This is a genomic window from Streptomyces sp. Ag109_O5-10, assembly GCF_900105755.1.
GTDB lineage: Bacteria > Actinomycetota > Actinomycetes > Streptomycetales > Streptomycetaceae > Streptomyces.
The window spans coordinates 4,247,566-4,263,738 of sequence record NZ_FNTQ01000001.1; the positions used below are offsets into that span (position 1 = coordinate 4,247,566).

The 16,173-nt window shown below is 68.3% G+C and carries 13 protein-coding genes and 1 pseudogene; 10 read left to right on the forward strand and 4 right to left on the reverse strand.

Features of this window, described 5'->3' with window-relative positions:
- Positions 1–215 precede the first annotated feature (215 nt).
- The 4 genes from BLW82_RS19405 (at position 216) to BLW82_RS19420 (ending at position 6,662) form a co-directional block, all read left to right on the forward strand.
- Entirely contained in the window at positions 216–3,890 is a 3,675-nt protein-coding gene (locus tag BLW82_RS19405) for a hypothetical protein (RefSeq protein WP_143063689.1), read from the forward strand.
- 332 nt (positions 3,891–4,222) lie between these two features.
- Positions 4,223–4,942 carry an MFS transporter gene (locus tag BLW82_RS19410; RefSeq protein WP_256215874.1) on the forward strand — a complete coding sequence of 240 codons (720 nt, stop codon included), beginning with the start codon at positions 4,223–4,225 and terminating at the stop codon, positions 4,940–4,942.
- Between the two features lie 203 nt (positions 4,943–5,145).
- A complete protein-coding gene (locus BLW82_RS19415) occupies positions 5,146–6,072 on the forward strand; it encodes a hypothetical protein (RefSeq protein ID WP_143063690.1) in 927 nt (308 codons plus the stop codon).
- Positions 6,073–6,149: 77 nt separating this feature from the next.
- On the forward strand, positions 6,150–6,662 hold the full coding sequence (locus tag BLW82_RS19420) for a hypothetical protein (RefSeq protein ID WP_093500185.1): 513 nt from the start codon (positions 6,150–6,152) through the stop codon (positions 6,660–6,662).
- A gap of 318 nt (positions 6,663–6,980) precedes the next feature.
- On the opposite strand, the pseudogene BLW82_RS45520 reads toward BLW82_RS19420, so the two are convergent.
- A pseudogene (locus BLW82_RS45520) lies at positions 6,981–7,462 on the reverse strand (site-specific integrase); the annotation flags it as partial.
- Positions 7,463–7,985: 523 nt separating this feature from the next.
- Between BLW82_RS45520 and BLW82_RS44490 the strand changes: the two are divergent.
- A complete protein-coding gene (locus BLW82_RS44490) occupies positions 7,986–8,177 on the forward strand; it encodes a hypothetical protein (RefSeq protein ID WP_177233004.1) in 192 nt (63 codons plus the stop codon).
- A gap of 687 nt (positions 8,178–8,864) precedes the next feature.
- Positions 8,865–10,745, forward strand: a complete 1,881-nt coding sequence (locus BLW82_RS19430) for a hypothetical protein (RefSeq protein ID WP_093500187.1) — start codon at positions 8,865–8,867, stop codon at positions 10,743–10,745.
- A 222-nt stretch (positions 10,746–10,967) separates the two neighbouring features.
- Here the strand turns inward: BLW82_RS19430 and BLW82_RS19435 are convergent, their stop codons facing one another.
- A complete protein-coding gene (locus tag BLW82_RS19435) occupies positions 10,968–11,657 on the reverse strand; it encodes a GAF and ANTAR domain-containing protein (RefSeq protein ID WP_256215875.1) in 690 nt (229 codons plus the stop codon).
- Between the two features lie 194 nt (positions 11,658–11,851).
- On the reverse strand, positions 11,852–12,088 hold the full coding sequence (locus BLW82_RS19440; protein ID WP_093500189.1) for a hypothetical protein: 237 nt from the start codon (positions 12,086–12,088) through the stop codon (positions 11,852–11,854).
- 243 nt (positions 12,089–12,331) lie between these two features.
- Between BLW82_RS19440 and BLW82_RS19445 the strand changes: the two genes are divergently transcribed.
- The 4 genes from BLW82_RS19445 to BLW82_RS19460 all read left to right on the forward strand — a co-directional run bounded on the left by BLW82_RS19445 (position 12,332) and on the right by BLW82_RS19460 (position 15,596).
- Positions 12,332–13,861 (forward strand): FAD-dependent oxidoreductase, encoded by a 1,530-nt coding sequence (locus tag BLW82_RS19445; RefSeq protein WP_093500190.1) that lies wholly within the window; start codon positions 12,332–12,334, stop codon positions 13,859–13,861.
- A 173-nt stretch (positions 13,862–14,034) separates the two neighbouring features.
- Positions 14,035–14,256, forward strand: coding sequence for a CDGSH iron-sulfur domain-containing protein (locus BLW82_RS19450; protein ID WP_093500192.1), 222 nt, complete (start codon positions 14,035–14,037; stop codon positions 14,254–14,256).
- On the forward strand, positions 14,253–15,260 hold the full coding sequence (locus BLW82_RS19455) for an iron-containing redox enzyme family protein (protein WP_093500194.1): 1,008 nt from the start codon (positions 14,253–14,255) through the stop codon (positions 15,258–15,260). The genes BLW82_RS19450 and BLW82_RS19455 overlap by 4 nt, the downstream gene beginning before the upstream one ends.
- A gap of 108 nt (positions 15,261–15,368) precedes the next feature.
- Complete coding sequence (locus tag BLW82_RS19460; RefSeq protein WP_177232767.1) at positions 15,369–15,596, forward strand: hypothetical protein; 228 nt, start codon at positions 15,369–15,371, stop codon at positions 15,594–15,596.
- Between the two features lie 101 nt (positions 15,597–15,697).
- Here the strand turns inward: BLW82_RS19460 and BLW82_RS19465 are convergent, their stop codons facing one another.
- A complete protein-coding gene (locus BLW82_RS19465) occupies positions 15,698–16,156 on the reverse strand; it encodes a MarR family winged helix-turn-helix transcriptional regulator (RefSeq protein ID WP_093500196.1) in 459 nt (152 codons plus the stop codon).
- Between the last annotated feature and the right edge of the window lie 17 nt (positions 16,157–16,173).

Here is a 16,173-nt window from a genome sequence, read left to right on the forward strand (position 1 = left end):
CTGGACCGGCATCGCAGCAGGTCAGCCATACGACGGTCCACGGCGATGTGGTCCAGATCAGCGGAGTGGGCGGTGACCTGAGCCTTTCCCTGGATAAGCGCCTCCTGGCAACGGCTCTGGCACCAAACCTAGATCCTGCTGGAACGCTTGCTGCGCTCAGTGCGACGGTAAAACCGTTCATCCGGCGAGCACAGAGTGCGCAGCCTGTGTTTGGTATGGCTTCACGCCCTGATACCGACAACCTCCTAGCCCGGCTCTTGACCCCGGAGTGTCCGCAAGTCGTGGTGTGTGAGGGTGGAGCGGGCCTGGGCAAGTCCGCCGTGGTCGCAGACGTTCTCGCGAAGCTCACAACCCGTGGGTGGATCGCTGTCGCCCTATCGATGGACGCTGTCAAAGCAGAGACACAGACAGCCGCAGCTTTGGGCGCGCAGCAGGTCGGTCCGGTGGTCTCCCCCGCCCAGATGCTCATGAGTGCCTCCGAGGGAAGGCCAGCCATCCTGGTGGTGGACCAACTGGACGCCGTAAGCACCTACAGCGGGCGGATGCCCGACGCCTACGAAGCCGTCGATGAGATGCTCGGCGAACTCTCCGCGGCCTCGAACGTGAAGGTGCTCCTGGCGGCCCGCACCGTCGACATCGGCAAGGACCCGAGGCTGTCAGGACTCGTCGCCCAGCAAAGCCGAGTGGAGCGTTTTCCGGTGCAGGCTCTGAGCGACGCGGCGGTCCAGGACGCCCTCGCAGCAACCGGGATCACCACAGGGCAGGTGGGACCGGTCACACTCGGGTTGCTGAGAGTGCCCCTCAACTTCTCGGTCTTCAGCAGGCTGTCCCCTGCAGCCAGAACCGCGCCGTATCGCACCTTGCAGGAGTTGTACGTGCGGTACACCGAAGAGCAGCGCACCGCGATCGAAGAGCAGATCGGACCCGGTGTGTGGAAAGGCATCACGGGCTCCCTCGTTGCTTGGATGAGCCGGAACGAGACCCTCACCGCACCAACAGGGTCTCTAGAGGACTACGCCCAAGCCCATGTCGGTGTCCTGGAATCGGCTGGCGTCCTGGTCCGCTCAAGCCTCGACCGGATCGGCTTCTTCCACGAGACCTACTTCGACTTCCTCTTTGCGCGAGCCTTCATTGCCTCCGGCGGAGATGTCCACGGCTTCCTCGCCGAGTCCGGCCAGCACCTCTTCCGGAGAGCTCAAACGAGACAACTCCTCGAGTACCTGTTGGCCGACGACAATCGCCGTCAGTTCCACCGCGTTGTTATCCAACTCCTGACCTCACAAGACATACGCCCCCACCTGAGGGACGTCGTTCTCACCGTTCTGCAGCAGATGGAAGCGCGCGCGGAAGACTGGCAAGCCGTAGAAGCCCTCGCCTGGGACTCGACACTGGTGGCCAGCAGAATCCGGGGACTCCTTTCTGCGCCAAAGTGGTTCGACGCCTCTGACCACGATGACCGGTGGGAAGGCTGGCTGCGAGCGGAGCCTCGACGCAGCCTCATTCAGCCGGTCCTGCTCGTTGCGGCGCGGCAGCGACCCCAACGCGCCGAAGAACTGCTCCGCCCCTACCTCGGCGCGTCTCCGGAATGGGACCGGTACCTCGCGTCGCTGGTCCACTGGTCACTCACCCCCGAAATGGCTGACTTTGCAGCAGAGGCCATCACCCGGGGCCTTCTGGACGAAGTGCAACCAACGGTTGCGGTGAACAGCGACTTCTGGTCCCTTCTCCATCCGTTGGCAAGCACCGCCCCGGAAGCCACCGCGCGACTGATCGGCGCCTACCTCCGGCGCCACCGCCACCGGGCAGAGGAGGACGGCGCCGGCGACCCCTTCGATGCCGGGAACCTGACCACCCATTCACAGAGCGCCCACTTCGTCCTGACCACCACCGCCCACGGGGCTCCCCGGGTCTTCACGGAGGAAGTCCTGGACTTCGTGATCACCGTCGCGAGCGCCAGTGTGGGGCAACGAAGCCGACCCTACGCATCGGGCGGGCGGTGGTCCTTGCAGCACGCAGGCGGCTACAGCGTGGACACCGCCCTGTTCCAAGCCCTGGACGCAGCCCTGCAATCTCTCGCGAACGCCGAGCCAGCCAGTGCACGCACGTTCCTCGAGCAGCTCACCGCCTTGGACGCGCCCGCCCTGGAGCTCCGCTTCCTCGCCTGCCGACTGCACACAGCGCTCGGCAACAACGACGAGGCCATTGCATGGCTGCTGGCCGCTGAGGAGAATCTCCGGCTCGGGTACCTGGACACTACGCGTTGGGCGTCACGCGGGCTCATCGCCGCGGCGACGGTCAACTGCAGCGTCGAGGCGTTGGAAAACCTGGTTTCGGCCCTCATGGACTACTACTCCAGATGGGAGCGCAGCGTCGAAGGACGGAGATGGTGGGGGCTGGCCCAGTACGAACTCCTCTCGGCAGTAGACGAGACAAGGAGAAGCCCCGCCGTCCAGCGCCGGCTCGCTGAATGGCAGCGGAAGTTTCCAGATTGGTCGCCCCAACCTCCCAAAGAACTCAGAGCAAGCGGCATCGGTTCCCCCATCCCAGCAGGCAAAGCCCAGCTCATGACCGATCACCAGTGGCGACTCGCTCTCGCCAAGCACGCGTCTCCCGAGATAGAACGGCACTGGTTGACAGGCGGAGCAGACGAGCTGGCCCAGGTCCTCGGAGAGCGAGCACAACAGGAACCCGAACGGTTCACACGTCTCGCCCTGAGTCTCGACGCATCATTCCCGGCCTGCTATCTCGACGCCGTCATCCGAAACGCGGGCCCTCGCCTGGATCCCGCGCTGTGGGGGCAGTTGTGTGTCCACGCCCGTTCCATCGCAGGTGAGGCTGTCACGTACGCCATCTGCCATGTCATACAGACCATTCCGGCGCTCTGCGACCCTGAGGTCATCACCGTTCTACAGCAATGTGCAGGCGATCTGGACGCCCATCTCGCAGAGACAAGCTCGGTTGCGCACTCGAACGTGCCTGACCGCGTGCTGACAGCGGGGCTCAACTCCAACCGGGGCCAGACCGCCCTCGCGGTCGCGGCGCTTCTTTTTCACAGCGACCAATACCTACCGACGCTGGCTACCCTCACCGATCAGCTGGCCAAGGACCGCAGCGTCGCCGTCCGCAGCTGTGCAGCAGACGCCGTCCGCGCTCTAATGACTCGCGACATTCTTCGTGCCTTGAACGCGGCAGACCAGCTCTTCGCGACGTCCGATGAAGCCATCTACAGCGCCACCACGGCACAGCACCTGCTGATCGCAGTCCTGTCCAAAGACCCAGCCCGATTCGCCCCGATACTGGCCCGGGCGCTTCAAACGGCCGACGAATCGGCAACCGGTGCTGGCCGAGTCTGGGGCGTCGCCATACTTCGCGGAGCGCAACTCGACAACGTCCCCACCAGCTTCCAAGAGCTCTCCCCTCGCGCCAGGCAAGGGGCAGCCGAAGTACTCTCGGGCAATCTTGCGGACAGTCACACAGTGATACCTGCGCTTTTCAACGACGCGGATACTGCCGTACGCGAAAAGGCGTCTCATGCTCTCGGTGAGATCGACCGCCTCGCGCCGGGGCAGGCCGACGACCTGATCCTGGCATTCACCTCAAGTTCCGCCTTCGCAGACCACTACGGCCAACTCCTCACAGGACTCCACCACCACCAAGGCCCCCTCCCGAGCAAGGCCGTCGACGCCTGCGAAGGAGTCATTTCCATGCTCGGAACATCAAGGAGCGACATCCGAACCCACCGCGGCGCAGTGGGCTACAACCTGGTCCCCGTCGTCCTGCGGCTCTACCGCCAGGGCACCCACGACCAACGCATCCGATGCCTTGACATAATCGACAAACTCGTCGAAGCCGGCGCCTACGGACTCGACGCCCTCGAAACCGAACGCTGACACCGATCGCGGCGGAGGATCGCGCCGCAACGAATGACCAGGCCACGACGCTCCTGGACCGTAGGCCGGGTGAGGTCGACGCCTTCGACCATGTGGTCGGGGCGAGTGTCAAGGTGCCCTCTGGGCGTGTGGCCATCCTTGGCTGCACCAACTATCTACCGGATGCCGCGTGATTCGAGGTCCCCAAGAGTCTCATGTGCGTTCGCGCCGCGCGCGAACCTGGCCAATGTCCGCCAGCCGGGCGAGGAGGGCTCCGACGCTCCGGAGGCCGTCGAGCAGATTCACCTCCAGATCTGGCCCGCTCATCACGCTGCGCCGGCCGTGATCAAGCGATGGAGGACCGCTGGCTGACCCGTTGGAGGGTTGCAGTTTGGGTTGCATTCAGCCCCGTTCATAGGCGTCCAAGCGCCTCCGTGGCAGCTCCTGCGTCGCAGGTCAGGACGGTGACGAACCCGCCTGGACCCCCGGACGAACATTTGGAAAGCGTGTTGGGGGCAACCTCTCACGAGTTCGAATCTCGTATCCTCGCTGCCGCCTGGGCCCTCGGCCTCGGCAGCGCAGGCCAGACCCTCGGCCGCAACCTGTACACGACCCTCGCCAGCCGCATCGGCATCACCAGCCGCACCGTCGCCCTGATCACGCTCGGCGGGGTGACGACCGCCGCGTTCGCAATGGTCTCCGGCCCCTTCCCACCCCTCGTGGGCATTGCGATCGCAGCTGGCGCGGTGCGCGGCAACCTCACCCTGCTCCAAGCCACCGCCATAACCGACCGCCGGGGCACCACCCACTACGGGCGCCTGTCCGGGCTACTGGCCGCGCCTGCCACCATCGCGTCTGCCCTGGCGCCGTTCGCGGGAGCCGCGCTGGCCGACCCGCTCGGCGGTTACCCCGGCCTGTTCGCCGTGCTCGTACTGGTCTCCGCCGCAGCGGCTCTCTTCGCGGGAAGGACGCCGCACCATCCACAGCACCACGGCAGGACACCCACGAGCCCGCAGGGGGTGCAGGGAAGGGCATGGAGTACCGGATGCCCTCGTCCACCACCTCGCGCGTGAGACTCCCGCGTAGCACCGCAGCGGCCTCCATGAGCCAGGTTCGACCGTTTCCGCCGAATCCCGTCTGTCGAGGCGTACAGTCCGATGCCGTAGCACGCCAAGAGCGCCCAAGTCTTCTCTTCTTCTCCGCACAGGAGTTGCAAATGAGTGGTGACCCGTTACCTTCCGACTCGGTGTCTCTCTCGCCCGAAGCCTCCCAGGGCATGACCAGCCAGGAGATGGACGAGGCCCTGTCGGCCATGGCTCGGGGTTCGTCCTTGTTGCTCCGGGAATGCGAATCCGAGCGGCGGCGGATGGAGGAGCTGAACGCACTCAGTGAGGCTGCCATCGAGCGCCGCATCGAAGACCAGGGATCGGTTTACGAAGCGGACTCCGTGCTGCTCTCGGTTCGCTCGGCGCTGGCCACCAGTTGCGCCAAGGGACACCGGGACGCTGCACGAGAGTTTGTCTGTTGGTGGCTGGACGCGGCCCTAGCGGCCTGGAAGTCTGCCGTCCAGGGGACACCATTGCTTTACGCCCGAGTGAGTGCAGCCGCGCCGAACACCCTGATGACCGACGACGATCTGGCAGTGCTGCCAAAAGCTGACGAGCGGACCCGCCAATTAGTGGAGCTAGGCGCGTTCTTGGGTCCGGGTCCGGTATCCGACTACGACGATGGCCTCGCAGCCATGACCGCCGATCTGGCGGCCCGCTCGGGACTGCTAGTCGGGCAGGACGAGGCAGGCAATATCAGGCTGTTGGATGGCGCCGATCCGGAGGCGCGGCGTCGTCGCCTTTGGGGAGACTTCTGGCTTGAGCACGGCATCCCGGCACTACCCGAGCCGGACGAACTTGATCTACTCCTCGACCGTGGACCCGGCGAGGTTGCAGGCCGCTTGCGGAGCGCCGTTCAGGCAGTGATCCAAGCGACAATGGCCGGATCGCGCATAGCCGAGATGGAAAGCCACGAAGCTCCATGGACGCCCGCAGAGGTGGAGGAGTACGACCGCCTCTCCGATCAGTTGAGCCTCCTGACGAATCTCCTCGCCGATCTCGCACAGGCCATCACGGACAACCTGCCCGCGATCCGGACCACCGCGCCGGCAGCCATAGAGGCGACGGCAACAGAGCCGCGCGGCCCAGCAGGCTAACGTCCATCGACAGAACTCAGGAAGGTTGCAGCACCTCCCCGCACCCTGCCGTAGCGTAGCCTCACGATCACCGCGGGATGGGGGCCATGGAACCGAGAAGTGCTGCCGCTGCCGGGAAGGACTTCCCGTACACGCTGGACACCACGTGCTACATCGAGGTCCACGAGGACGGCCGAGTCACTCAGGGCGCGGGGCCCGATGCCTATCAACGGGCGGTCGCCGGAGAATCCCGACTCTTCGCTGTCTGGCCCGGGCAGTGGCGAAGCGACCTCTTCGTCATCGACGACCTTGACGAGTTCGCGCGGGCTCACGGCATCGTCCACGACAAGGAACGAACTGGCCTTGCCGACCACGTCCACGACGTCCACTGGAGCCTGGCGGACCGGGAGCAGAATCCCCGCAGCCAGTACGTGAGCATTGATCTACGCCTCGCCTGCGGATGTTCTGTTAAGGACCGTCGCACCTTCGCTGCGCAGATGCGAGAGCAACGCGGTTGGGACCTGGCGGTCAGCGGCGGCTGGGGTTACCACACGGACGCGAACGGCACCACGTACACGTTCCGAGCCCGGCGCAAGAGCCTCAGTTCCTGAGTTACCACGGCAGCGAATGTGCTTCTGTGAAGTGCGATGTGATCGCGATGGCGCCGCAACTGCTCGGCCCGTTGGGAGAAGTCTGGGAGAAGATCTTCTCCCAGAGCCCCTGCGGGACCCTACCAAACCTACCGAGACCAACGCCCTGAGCTGTGCAGACGTCATCACTTACAGGTAGGCAGCCTACGTACCCTTCGTTCGGGACGAAGAGGTCGTGGGTTCAAATCCCGCCACCCCGACAGCCAAAACAGCAAACCAGGCACCTGCTCACGCGAGTAGGTGCCTGGTCTGTTTGGGGCTGCGCGTCTATCTGCGTGACTATCGCTTCCCGGGTGTCTGCTGCCGTTGCGGATCGGCGCCCAAGATCCCGTCCATGACCACCGCGCCAGTCTGGACCACGGGCCGGATCTGCTTCCGATAGACCTCCTCGGCCACGGCCGTACCCGAATGGCCGACAAGCCGGAAGATCTCCTCCAGCGGGACACCCTGGCCGGAGAGCAGCGACACGAAGCCGTGCCGGGGCTCCCGAGGCGTCTACTCGTCGGCGTTGATCCCGTCGACGCCCTTGAGCGCCTGGCGGAAGGCGCGCGGCGAACCGAGGAGACGACGAGCCCGTGTTCCTCCCGTGCGTCGTCGGCGGCGAGCCGGTCCCAGCCCTGATCTTCGAGCTGCTGCCAGAGAGCTTCGACGCAGCGCGCCGGCAGGGCGAGGGTGCGCCGGGACTTCCGGGTCCTGGTGTCCCCCCGTCGAACCGAGCGCCACACGGCGATGTGCGGAGGCTGCGGCGGAGGATCTGGTTGGGCCGAGGGCAGACGGGGTGGGAGCTGAGGAGGGCGGCTGAGGTAGGTGGGCAGGATCGGGGTTCTGACTCCGCTCTCGGTGGAGCAATGGCGTTGGCGACTTGCGCCCAGCGGGAAATCAGCCGCAACCGAGGTAGGGGACGCAGTTGTCCGGCTCCAATACCGGCTCGACCCATGCGGCGTGTGAGAACACCGTGCGCCATGTGAGCTTGCCGCCCGTGCCGTCAGCAAGTTGTGTCCGAATGCGTGGCGTAAAGCGGATCCGGTATCGCAGGCCCTCCCCTCGACGATGCCGCAGTCCCCGTCATCGGGGTTTGCCGGCTCCAGGGCCACGTCGTTCGTTCCTCCATCAGTTCGCAGGATCAGGGCAGACCAGTCGCCGCACCTTGGTCCCGGCGAGCATCACAGGAATGTGCAGGTCCCTGGTCCGCCGGGTCAGCGCCCTCCGCGTACGCGGTCTTCCAAACTGATGCTCCTGGGTCACATGGGCGTGCGCGGACCAGGGATGACATAGGGTCGAAACATGGTGCAAATCAGTGATGTTGCCAAGATCCGACAGCGGTGGATCGACGCCGGAAGCCCGGCATGCGAGCGCCATAATCTCGATCAGGAGTTCCGCCTGGGCGCACGCGACACCGACTGGGCCTGTCTGAACTGCGGCCAGGAGTTCGGTCGACAGGAAGCCCGCGCCATGCGCGAGGCCGCGGGCAGCTGAGGACACGGGGCCGCCCTCGGACCGCCTCCGGGCCGTCCGAGGGTGGCCGACAACGACCGACGTCGACAGCCGCCGCCAGTTCTCCCCCACCCCGGACGTAAGTTGAGGCAGGTCGAGCCCCCCGCAAAGAGGTGGACGTGCCAAGGGTGACCATGGCCCGGATTCGAACCGGGGTTTCCGCATCGGGGCGCACCCGCGTACGCCGTCCTAGGCGTATTGATCACGAGCGTTGTCAACGGTCGCTGGGCTTGATCATGGCGAAGACCTCCGATGTGGTGGAGCTGTCTAGGAACACACCGCACGGAGGGGGTGCGGCTGGTCCATCACCGTGTTGCGGGCCGAGCGGGCCTCGTCGTGCGCCACGTTCTCGGCGGTGACGACCGGTCCGCGCAGCGCCGTTCGTCTCCCCTGCCGCGTATGCCGTCCGTGGCGGAGGTCCCGACCACGTACGACCATGTACTGGACGCATCCCCGACAGGGGCATGAGCGGTGGGCATCAGGGCGTCCTGGAGTGTCGCCGGTGCCACAAACCCGCTTGCTCCTGTGTCGGAGGCAGGCACTAGAGTTCGATCCGTTGCGTGATGATCACGGCAACCGTACAGAGAGCGCGGCCGGCCTCCGGACATCGGGGCAGCGTGGCTGCGCCATTCCCGTGGGGGGAATCCAGCAGTGAGAACACGCTCTTTGGTGTCGGCGGCCGTTTCCGCCGCGCTGGGCGCCGCGCTCCTCGCCGCGCCGACGCTGGCGTACGCGGACGGCGGCCCCGGCCAGGACCCGGCGGCCGCCGCGACCACGAACCCGACGACCGATCCGACGCCGGCGGACACGCCCACCGGCACCCCGCCCGGCACGCCTTCGGACACGCCCACCGGCGCCCCGTCCGGCACGCCTTCGGACACCCCGCCGCCGTCCGACCCGCCCACCGGCGAACCCTCAGACACCCCGACCTCCGCCGGTGCGACCCCGTCCGACCCGACGTCCGGCGACCCGACGCCCGACCCGAGCAGCCACGCGCCTGCGGACGGCACCGGCGCACCGGTGTTCGGCAACGTCGGCTCCGACCCGTCCGACACCGGCTTCCTGACGGTCGCCGTCTCCTCCGATTCGGCGATCACCGAGGTGTCCGCGGACCTGACGGAGCTGCACGGAACGGCCCCGGCGACCGTCGCGGTCACCGGCTTCACGCTTGTCTCCGGCACGCCGCAGGACGGCGTCTGGCGCTCGCCGCGCATGTCCCAACTGCCGTCCTACGGCAGCTACGACGTGACGGTCAGCGCCCAGGACAGCGACGGCGACAACACCACGTCGGCGCACGCCACCACCGTGGACGTCGAGCCGAAGCCGGTCTTCGCCGACCGCAGCATCGGCCCCGCCGCGCTGGACGTGGAACACACGCGCGTCACGCTCAGCGGCCGCATCTCCCTCTTCGACCCGATCACCGGCGACACCTCGCCGCTGGGCGGCCAGGCACTGAGTGTGGTGGCCGAGTACGCCTACACCGCCGTCACCGCCGCCGACGGCAGTTACGCCATCGACGTGGCACCGAAGCTGAACGGCGACAACGCCACCTCCGTGCCGGTCTCCCTCTCCTTCTGGCTCGCCAACCCCGACGGCACGAACACCTATGTGCTCGTCGACAGCAAGACCCTGCCGGTCGTGGTCAGCCCGAGCCGGATTCGGCTGGACCACTCCAGCGTCCAGATCAAGTTCGGCGCCAAGGCGTCCTCGTCCGGTGTCGTGGAGTATCTGTACGGTGGCACCTGGCACCCGGCCAAGGGCGTCGCGCTCGACATGGGTTACTACGCCACGACGACCAGCGGTGCCGGCGGGCGCTTCACGCTCACCGACCCGTACATCCCGTACGACGACACCACGTTCACGGTCGAGACCAGCTCCGACAGCTACCTGGCCGACCCGTATCTGACGCCCTCGCACGCGCAGTTCAAGGTCGACGTCGTCAACAAGACGAGCATCTGCTTCTGTTCGAGCTGGATCGACGAATACTCCGACCTGCACATCCAGGGCAGCATGACCGCCAGCAACGGCAAGGTGCCGCCGAACCACAAGCTGTACCTCCAGCAGTCGGCCGACGGCAAGACCGGCTGGAAGTCGCTCGGCTGGTTCACCACGAAGTCCGACGGCACCTTCAACCTCGACGGGTACGTGGCCGTGCCGAAGGGCTACTGGCGGCTGTACTCCGCGGGCTCGTCGGACTACCAGCCCGGCTACTCCAACTCCGTGCACTTCAACCGCACCGCCACCAGGATCTCGGGCTTCAACGCCGGTCCGGAGCCGGTGCGCAAGGGTCACACCGTGACCACCACCGGCACCTTGCAGCGGCTGAGCGGCACGAAGTGGGTGGCGTTCGGCAAGCAGCGCGTCTACATCCTCTTCCAGGCCAAGGGCAAGAAGTCCTGGACGCAGATGGGCTCCGTCAAGGCCGACTCGCACGGCCGCTTCACCGCCCGCTTCACCGCGAAGCAGGACGGCACGTGGGTCGGCGTCTACCTCGCGTCCGGCTCCTACGTGGACGCCGAGAGCTACCACGACTACGTGGACGTGCGCTGAACAGCCCTCTGTCTCGACCACCACGAAGGGCGCCCCGGGAACCTCCGGGGCGCCCTTCACCTTCATGTCGTTCTGGCCGCGTCCCAGCGTCCCGGGCGGACCGCGCGCGGACCGCCACCGAGCCGTCTCCGGCCGGGTCCTCTGCGCGGCTTCCCCTCGCCTGGTCGATCACCGCATGCGAGTCGCCCGAGATCATCCGGAGCCGCGGCCCGGGTGATCGGGTCACGACAGGGTGCCCTCATGGCAGACCCTGCGGGCGACCTCGCGGAGCTTGATGTTGTTGGCCTGCGAGTAGCGGCGCAGGACGTTGAACGCCTCCTCCTCGGTGAGGCGGTGGCTGCCCATGATGATGCCCATGGCCTCGCCGATGGTGTGACGGGTGGCGAGGGCCTGTTCCAGCTGGGCATGGGTGCGGGCGGCCGAGAACGCGACCGCCGCGTGGGAGGCCAGCAGCCAGCCGGCCAGTTCACTGGGCTCGGTGAACGCGCCGGGCTTGCGGGAGTAGAGGTTGAGCGCGCCGAAGTCCTCCTCCTCGGTGAACAGGAGGAAGCCCATCATGCTGCCGACGCCGAGCCTGTGTGCCTGGGGGGCGTAGGCGGGCCAGCGCTGCTGCTCGGCGGTGAGGTCGGCGATCCGGAAGACCCGCTCGCCCTGCGAACTGTGAGCGGCGTCGAAGCACGGTCCCTCCCCCATCCGCTGCTGCAGCCGGTCGCTGTCGACGACCAGCCGGTCGGTGGCGGCGAGGGTCTTCACCTGCGTGTCGTGCAGCACGAGGATGCCTGCCGCGTCACAGCCGTCGACCAGTTCGGTGGCCGACGAGGTGATCCGCCGCATCGTGGCATCGACCGAGTCCTGCGCCAGCAGATCCCGCGCCAGGGACGCCATCTGCTCCGCGAACCGTCGCCAGTCCACGTGGCCCTCCGCCATTCGTCACGTCCGGGACAAACCTCGTACCCAGCTTTCCACGCGCGACGCGCGCTCGCTTCGCGGACGGATACCCGTGGTGGTCCGGAGCTGACTCCGGGTCGCAACTCCCCAGGGCCCCTCCCTCCAGGCCCCTGCGGGATGGGCACGGGCCTGGAAGGAGTCTTCCGGCGAATGGGGAGTCAGCCGCTGTTCAAGCGGCTGCGCAGCAGTGCCTTGCCCATTTCCGCGCCCTTGCGGCTGTCGGCCTGTGCCTTGGTGAACAGCTCGACCAGTTGCGCGTCCTTCGCCTGCTCGGCGTCCTTGATGAAGGTGTCCAGCCGGAGGGCGTTCTCCAGGCAGCTTTCGACGTACCAGAGAAGGTTGTAGTCCTTGTCCTGCGTTCCGGTGATGTTTCCGGTCTCCGTGGCGCTGGCCATCGTCGCATCACTCCGTTCCGCTGTGTCGAAGCGGGCGCTCGGCCCGCTGACGTCGTCTTCCGGACGGCTCGTCGAGTACCCCGGAGGGCCACGACGCACCGCCGGATGTCGGATGTCGCATGGCGGATGTCGGAGTGGGGCGGGACGCGGCTGCTCGGCGAGGCGATCCCGCGCCGGCTTCCGGGTGTCACCTCGTCGTGGCGGGAACCCGGCGTCCGGGAACGTCGAGACAGGGGTACGGCCATGAAGGACGCCGACGCAGGAAGCCGGGAATCGTACTGGCTGGAGACCGCTCCGCCCGGCGAGCCCGCCCCGCCACCGTCCGGTGACCTCTCCGTCGAGGTCGCCGTGATCGGGGGCGGCATCGCCGGGCTCAGTACGGCCTGGGAGCTGGTCCGGCAGGGCCGTGAGGTGGCCGTGCTGGAGGCCGGGCGGCTGGCCGCCGGCGTGACGGGCCACACCACGGCCAAGCTGACCGCCCTGCACACCCTGGTCTACGACCACCTGCGCCGGACCCGCGGCCCCGAGGGTGCGCGGCTCTACGCGCGGTCGCAGAACGAGGCGATCCGGCATGCCGCCGGGATCGTGGCGGAGCTGGGCATCGAGTGCGAGTGGGAGGAAGCGGCGGCGTACACGTACGCGCGGAACCCCGCACGGGCGGCGGAGCTGCGGGCGGAGGCGCGGGCGGCGCGGGAGGCGGGGCTGCCGGCCGAGTTCGTCACCGAGACGGAGCTGCCGTTCTCGGTGGCCGGTGCGGTCCGGGTGACCGGGCAGGCCCAGTTCCATCCCCGCAAGTACCTGCTGGCGCTCGCGGACGACCTGCGCCGGCGCGGCGGCACGGTGTACGAGGGGACGCGGGTCGTGGGCCTCGCCGAGGGAGAGCCCTGTGTGCTGGAGACGGACGCGGGGGTGTCGGTGCGTGCCGAGGAGGTCGTCGTCGCCACGCACTACCCGATCTTCGACCGGGCGCTGCTGTTCACCCGGCTCTCCCCGCGCCGCGAGCTGGTCGTGGCCGGGACCGTCGACGCGGCCCTGGCTCCGCGCGGCATGTACATCACGCCCGAGCAGGGCACCCGGTCCGTGCGCAGCGCCCCCCACGGGGACGGCGAACGCCTGCTGGTCGTCACCGGCGAGCACTTCACGCCCGGCACCGCCGATACCGAGGAGCGCTTCGCCCGGCTCTCCGCGTGGGCCTGCGACCAGTTCCCGGGGCTCAGGCTCACCCATCGCTGGGCCACCCAGGACAACGACTCCACCGACTCCGTGCCCCTGGTCGGACCGCTCCACCCCGGTAGCCGTCACGTCTACGTGGCCACCGGGTTCGGCGGCTGGGGCCTGAGCGGCGGCATCATGGCGGGCCGCCTGATCAGCGACCTCGTCGGCGGTCGCGAGGTGGACTGGGCAGGTCTGTACGACCCGCGCCGCCTGGGTCCGGTGGTCCGCGAGGGCGTGTCGTTCCTCAAGCACCAGGCTCAGGTCGCCCGGCACTTCATCGGGGACCGGCTGCAGGCCCTGACCGAGACCCGGCCGGAGGACATCGCGCCGGGCGACGGCGCCGTGGTGCGGCTCGGCGGACATCAGTGCGCCGTCCACCGCGACGCCGGCGGGCAGCTCCAGGCCGTGTCCGCCGCCTGCACCCACCTCGGCTGCCTCGTCGCCTTCAACCGCGCCGAACAGGCATGGGAGTGCCCGTGCCACGGCTCACGCTTCGCCCCGGACGGCCGGATCCTCCAGGGGCCCGCCGTGAGGCCGCTGCAGAAGCGCGACCTGTGAGGGGCGCGAGGTTTCCGGGCCGGGCGGACGGAAACCCGGTCGGCGCACCAGTGACACCCAGCGGCCCCGGCATCGGAGCAACGAGCAACGGAGCACTCGTGAAAGCACACGTCATTCACCGGGGGGCCTGCGGAGCGGAGACGGACGTCCGGCCGAGGGACTGGTGGTGACCCGTGCCGAACACTCCTGACCGCCCCTGCCGCATCCGCGTCCAGCGCGACGGGCCCCTCCTCGTCGAGGGTCCGGTCGAGGTCGTGGACGAGGACGGCCGGGTGACGGCGTCGACGCGTTTCATGGTGGCCGTCTGCACCTGCCGCCGCAGCCGGATCTTCCCCTGGTGCGACACCAGCCACCGCTGCCGCGGCAAGCGACCCGGCGAAGGCGGTACCCCGTGACCCGTCGCCTCGCCCCGGCCCTGCCCGCACCACGCGGTCCCCTGTCGGCAGCCGTCCTGGAGGCCCTGGGCGGCACGGATCCGGCGGGCGCCCCGTCCCCGGCGCACGCCTCGCCGTACGGCGACGATCTCCAGCTCGCCCTCTACGTCCTCTACGAGCTGCACTACGAGGGCTTCGAGGGCGTGCCCGACGACCTGGAGTGGGACAGCGCGCTGCTGACCGTCCGCGCTGCGCTGGAGGACCGTTTCCTGTCCGCGCTCCGCGCCGACGCGCCCGTGGACGCCACCGACACCGCCGCGCGGGCCCTGGACGAGCTCCAGGTCGAGCCGGCCGCGGATCCCGGGGACAGCGTCTCCCACTACCTCCAGGCCGAGGGCACCCGCCGGCACCTGCGGGAGTACGCCGCGCTGCGCTCGCTCTACCACCTCAAGGAGGCCGACCCGCACGCCTGGGTCATCCCCCGGCTGCGCGGGCGGGCCAAGGCGGCCATGGTCGCCGTCGAGTACGACGAGTTCGGCGCCGGCCGCGCCGACGAGATCCACGCGGAGCTCTTCGCCGCCCTCATGGCGGACCTCGGCCTGGACACGGCGTACGGCAGGTACGTCGACGCCGCGCCTGCCGAGGCGCTCGCCACCGTCAACCTGATGTCCCTGCTCGGTCTGCACCGCTCGCTGCGCGCCGCACTCGTCGGGCACTTCGCCGCCGTCGAGGTGACCTCGTCCCCGGCCTCGCGCCGCCTGGCCGAGGCGATGCGCCGGACCGGGGCGGGACCCGCGGCCGTGCGGTTCTACACCGAACACGTCGAGGCGGACGCCGTCCACGAACAGGTCGTACGCCACGACGTGGTCGGCGGGCTCCTGGAGAGCGAGCCGCACCTGGAGGCCGACGTGGTCTTCGGGATCCGCGCGACCGCCTGCCTGGAGGATCGGCTCGCCGCCAGGCTCCTCACCCCTTGGCGCGCGGGAGCCACGGCGCTGCGGGCGGACGGGTGCCCAGGCTCGTAACACCGCGGGTGGCCCCGTGCGCCCGGGGTGTCCGCCTCCTTCGGCGGGCCCGGACCACGTTTCCCGCCCTGCCCACTGGACACTCGGGACCAGAAGGAGAACGGGGGCATGACGGTGAACCCGACCTCAACAGACATGACCGAGAAGGAAGATGAGCTTGCCGTGACTGCGGAAGTCAGCACCCCGACCGTCGCTCGCCGCCCCGAAACGGGCTGGGCGAGGGCACGCCGCCTGCGCGGGCGGGGCATACGCACCTGTCTGCGCCCGACGCTCGACGACAACGCGGGACACATGCGACAGGAAGACGACTGGAACGTCGTACGGGGCGAGGACTGACCACCGGCACAGCAGGGAGACGCGGAGAAGCGACGGGGCACGGCCCGGGCGAGTGCTTCCGGACGCGGCGCACTCGGTGACGCGGCTCAGCCTGCCCTGAGCTACGCCTCGGCGCTGCCGTCGCGCAGGGAACGGATCATGCTCTGCAGGCTCCGGAACGCGTCCGACTGCTCGGTCTCGGTCATGCCGGCCAGCATTTTGACCTCGACGGCACGGACGGCCGCGCTCGCCTTCTCCAGGCTCTGCCGGCCGCGAGGCGTGAGCCGGGCGGGAAGCGCCTTCCCGACGGGCGCCTCCGTGGGCCTGGTCACGTAGCCGTCTCGTTCCAGGGCCTGGAGCAGCACGTTCATCGACTGCCGTGTCACGAACGCGCCACGCGCGAGCTCGGAGTTGGACAAGCCCGGCCGTTGCGCCAGCAGTTCGAGGCAGGAGTAGTGCGTCACGCTCATCCCGAGTGGCCGCAGCACCTCCTCCATGGCCGCGCGCAGAACACTCGAAGCCTCTTTCAGCAGGTAGCCCAGAGATTTGTCCAGGTCGACACCGGCACCCTTTTGACTCATGTCAGAAGTCTGACATA

Excerpts from the sequence above, each read along its gene's own strand:
- BLW82_RS19405 (WP_143063689.1), top strand. The coding sequence starts at position 216 with ATGGCTTCACGCCCTGATACCGACAACCTCCTAGCCCGGCTCTTGACC.
- BLW82_RS19410 (WP_256215874.1), top strand. The coding sequence starts at position 4,223 with ATGGAGGACCGCTGGCTGACCCGTTGGAGGGTTGCAGTTTGGGTTGCA.
- BLW82_RS19415 (WP_143063690.1), top strand. The coding sequence starts at position 5,146 with ATGACCAGCCAGGAGATGGACGAGGCCCTGTCGGCCATGGCTCGGGGT.
- BLW82_RS19420 (WP_093500185.1), top strand. The coding sequence starts at position 6,150 with ATGGGGGCCATGGAACCGAGAAGTGCTGCCGCTGCCGGGAAGGACTTC.
- BLW82_RS44490 (WP_177233004.1), top strand. The coding sequence starts at position 7,986 with ATGGTGCAAATCAGTGATGTTGCCAAGATCCGACAGCGGTGGATCGAC.
- BLW82_RS19440 (WP_093500189.1), bottom strand. The coding sequence starts at position 12,088 with ATGGCCAGCGCCACGGAGACCGGAAACATCACCGGAACGCAGGACAAG.
- BLW82_RS19445 (WP_093500190.1), top strand. The coding sequence starts at position 12,332 with ATGAAGGACGCCGACGCAGGAAGCCGGGAATCGTACTGGCTGGAGACC.
- BLW82_RS19460 (WP_177232767.1), top strand. The coding sequence starts at position 15,369 with ATGACGGTGAACCCGACCTCAACAGACATGACCGAGAAGGAAGATGAG.
- BLW82_RS19465 (WP_093500196.1), bottom strand. The coding sequence starts at position 16,156 with ATGAGTCAAAAGGGTGCCGGTGTCGACCTGGACAAATCTCTGGGCTAC.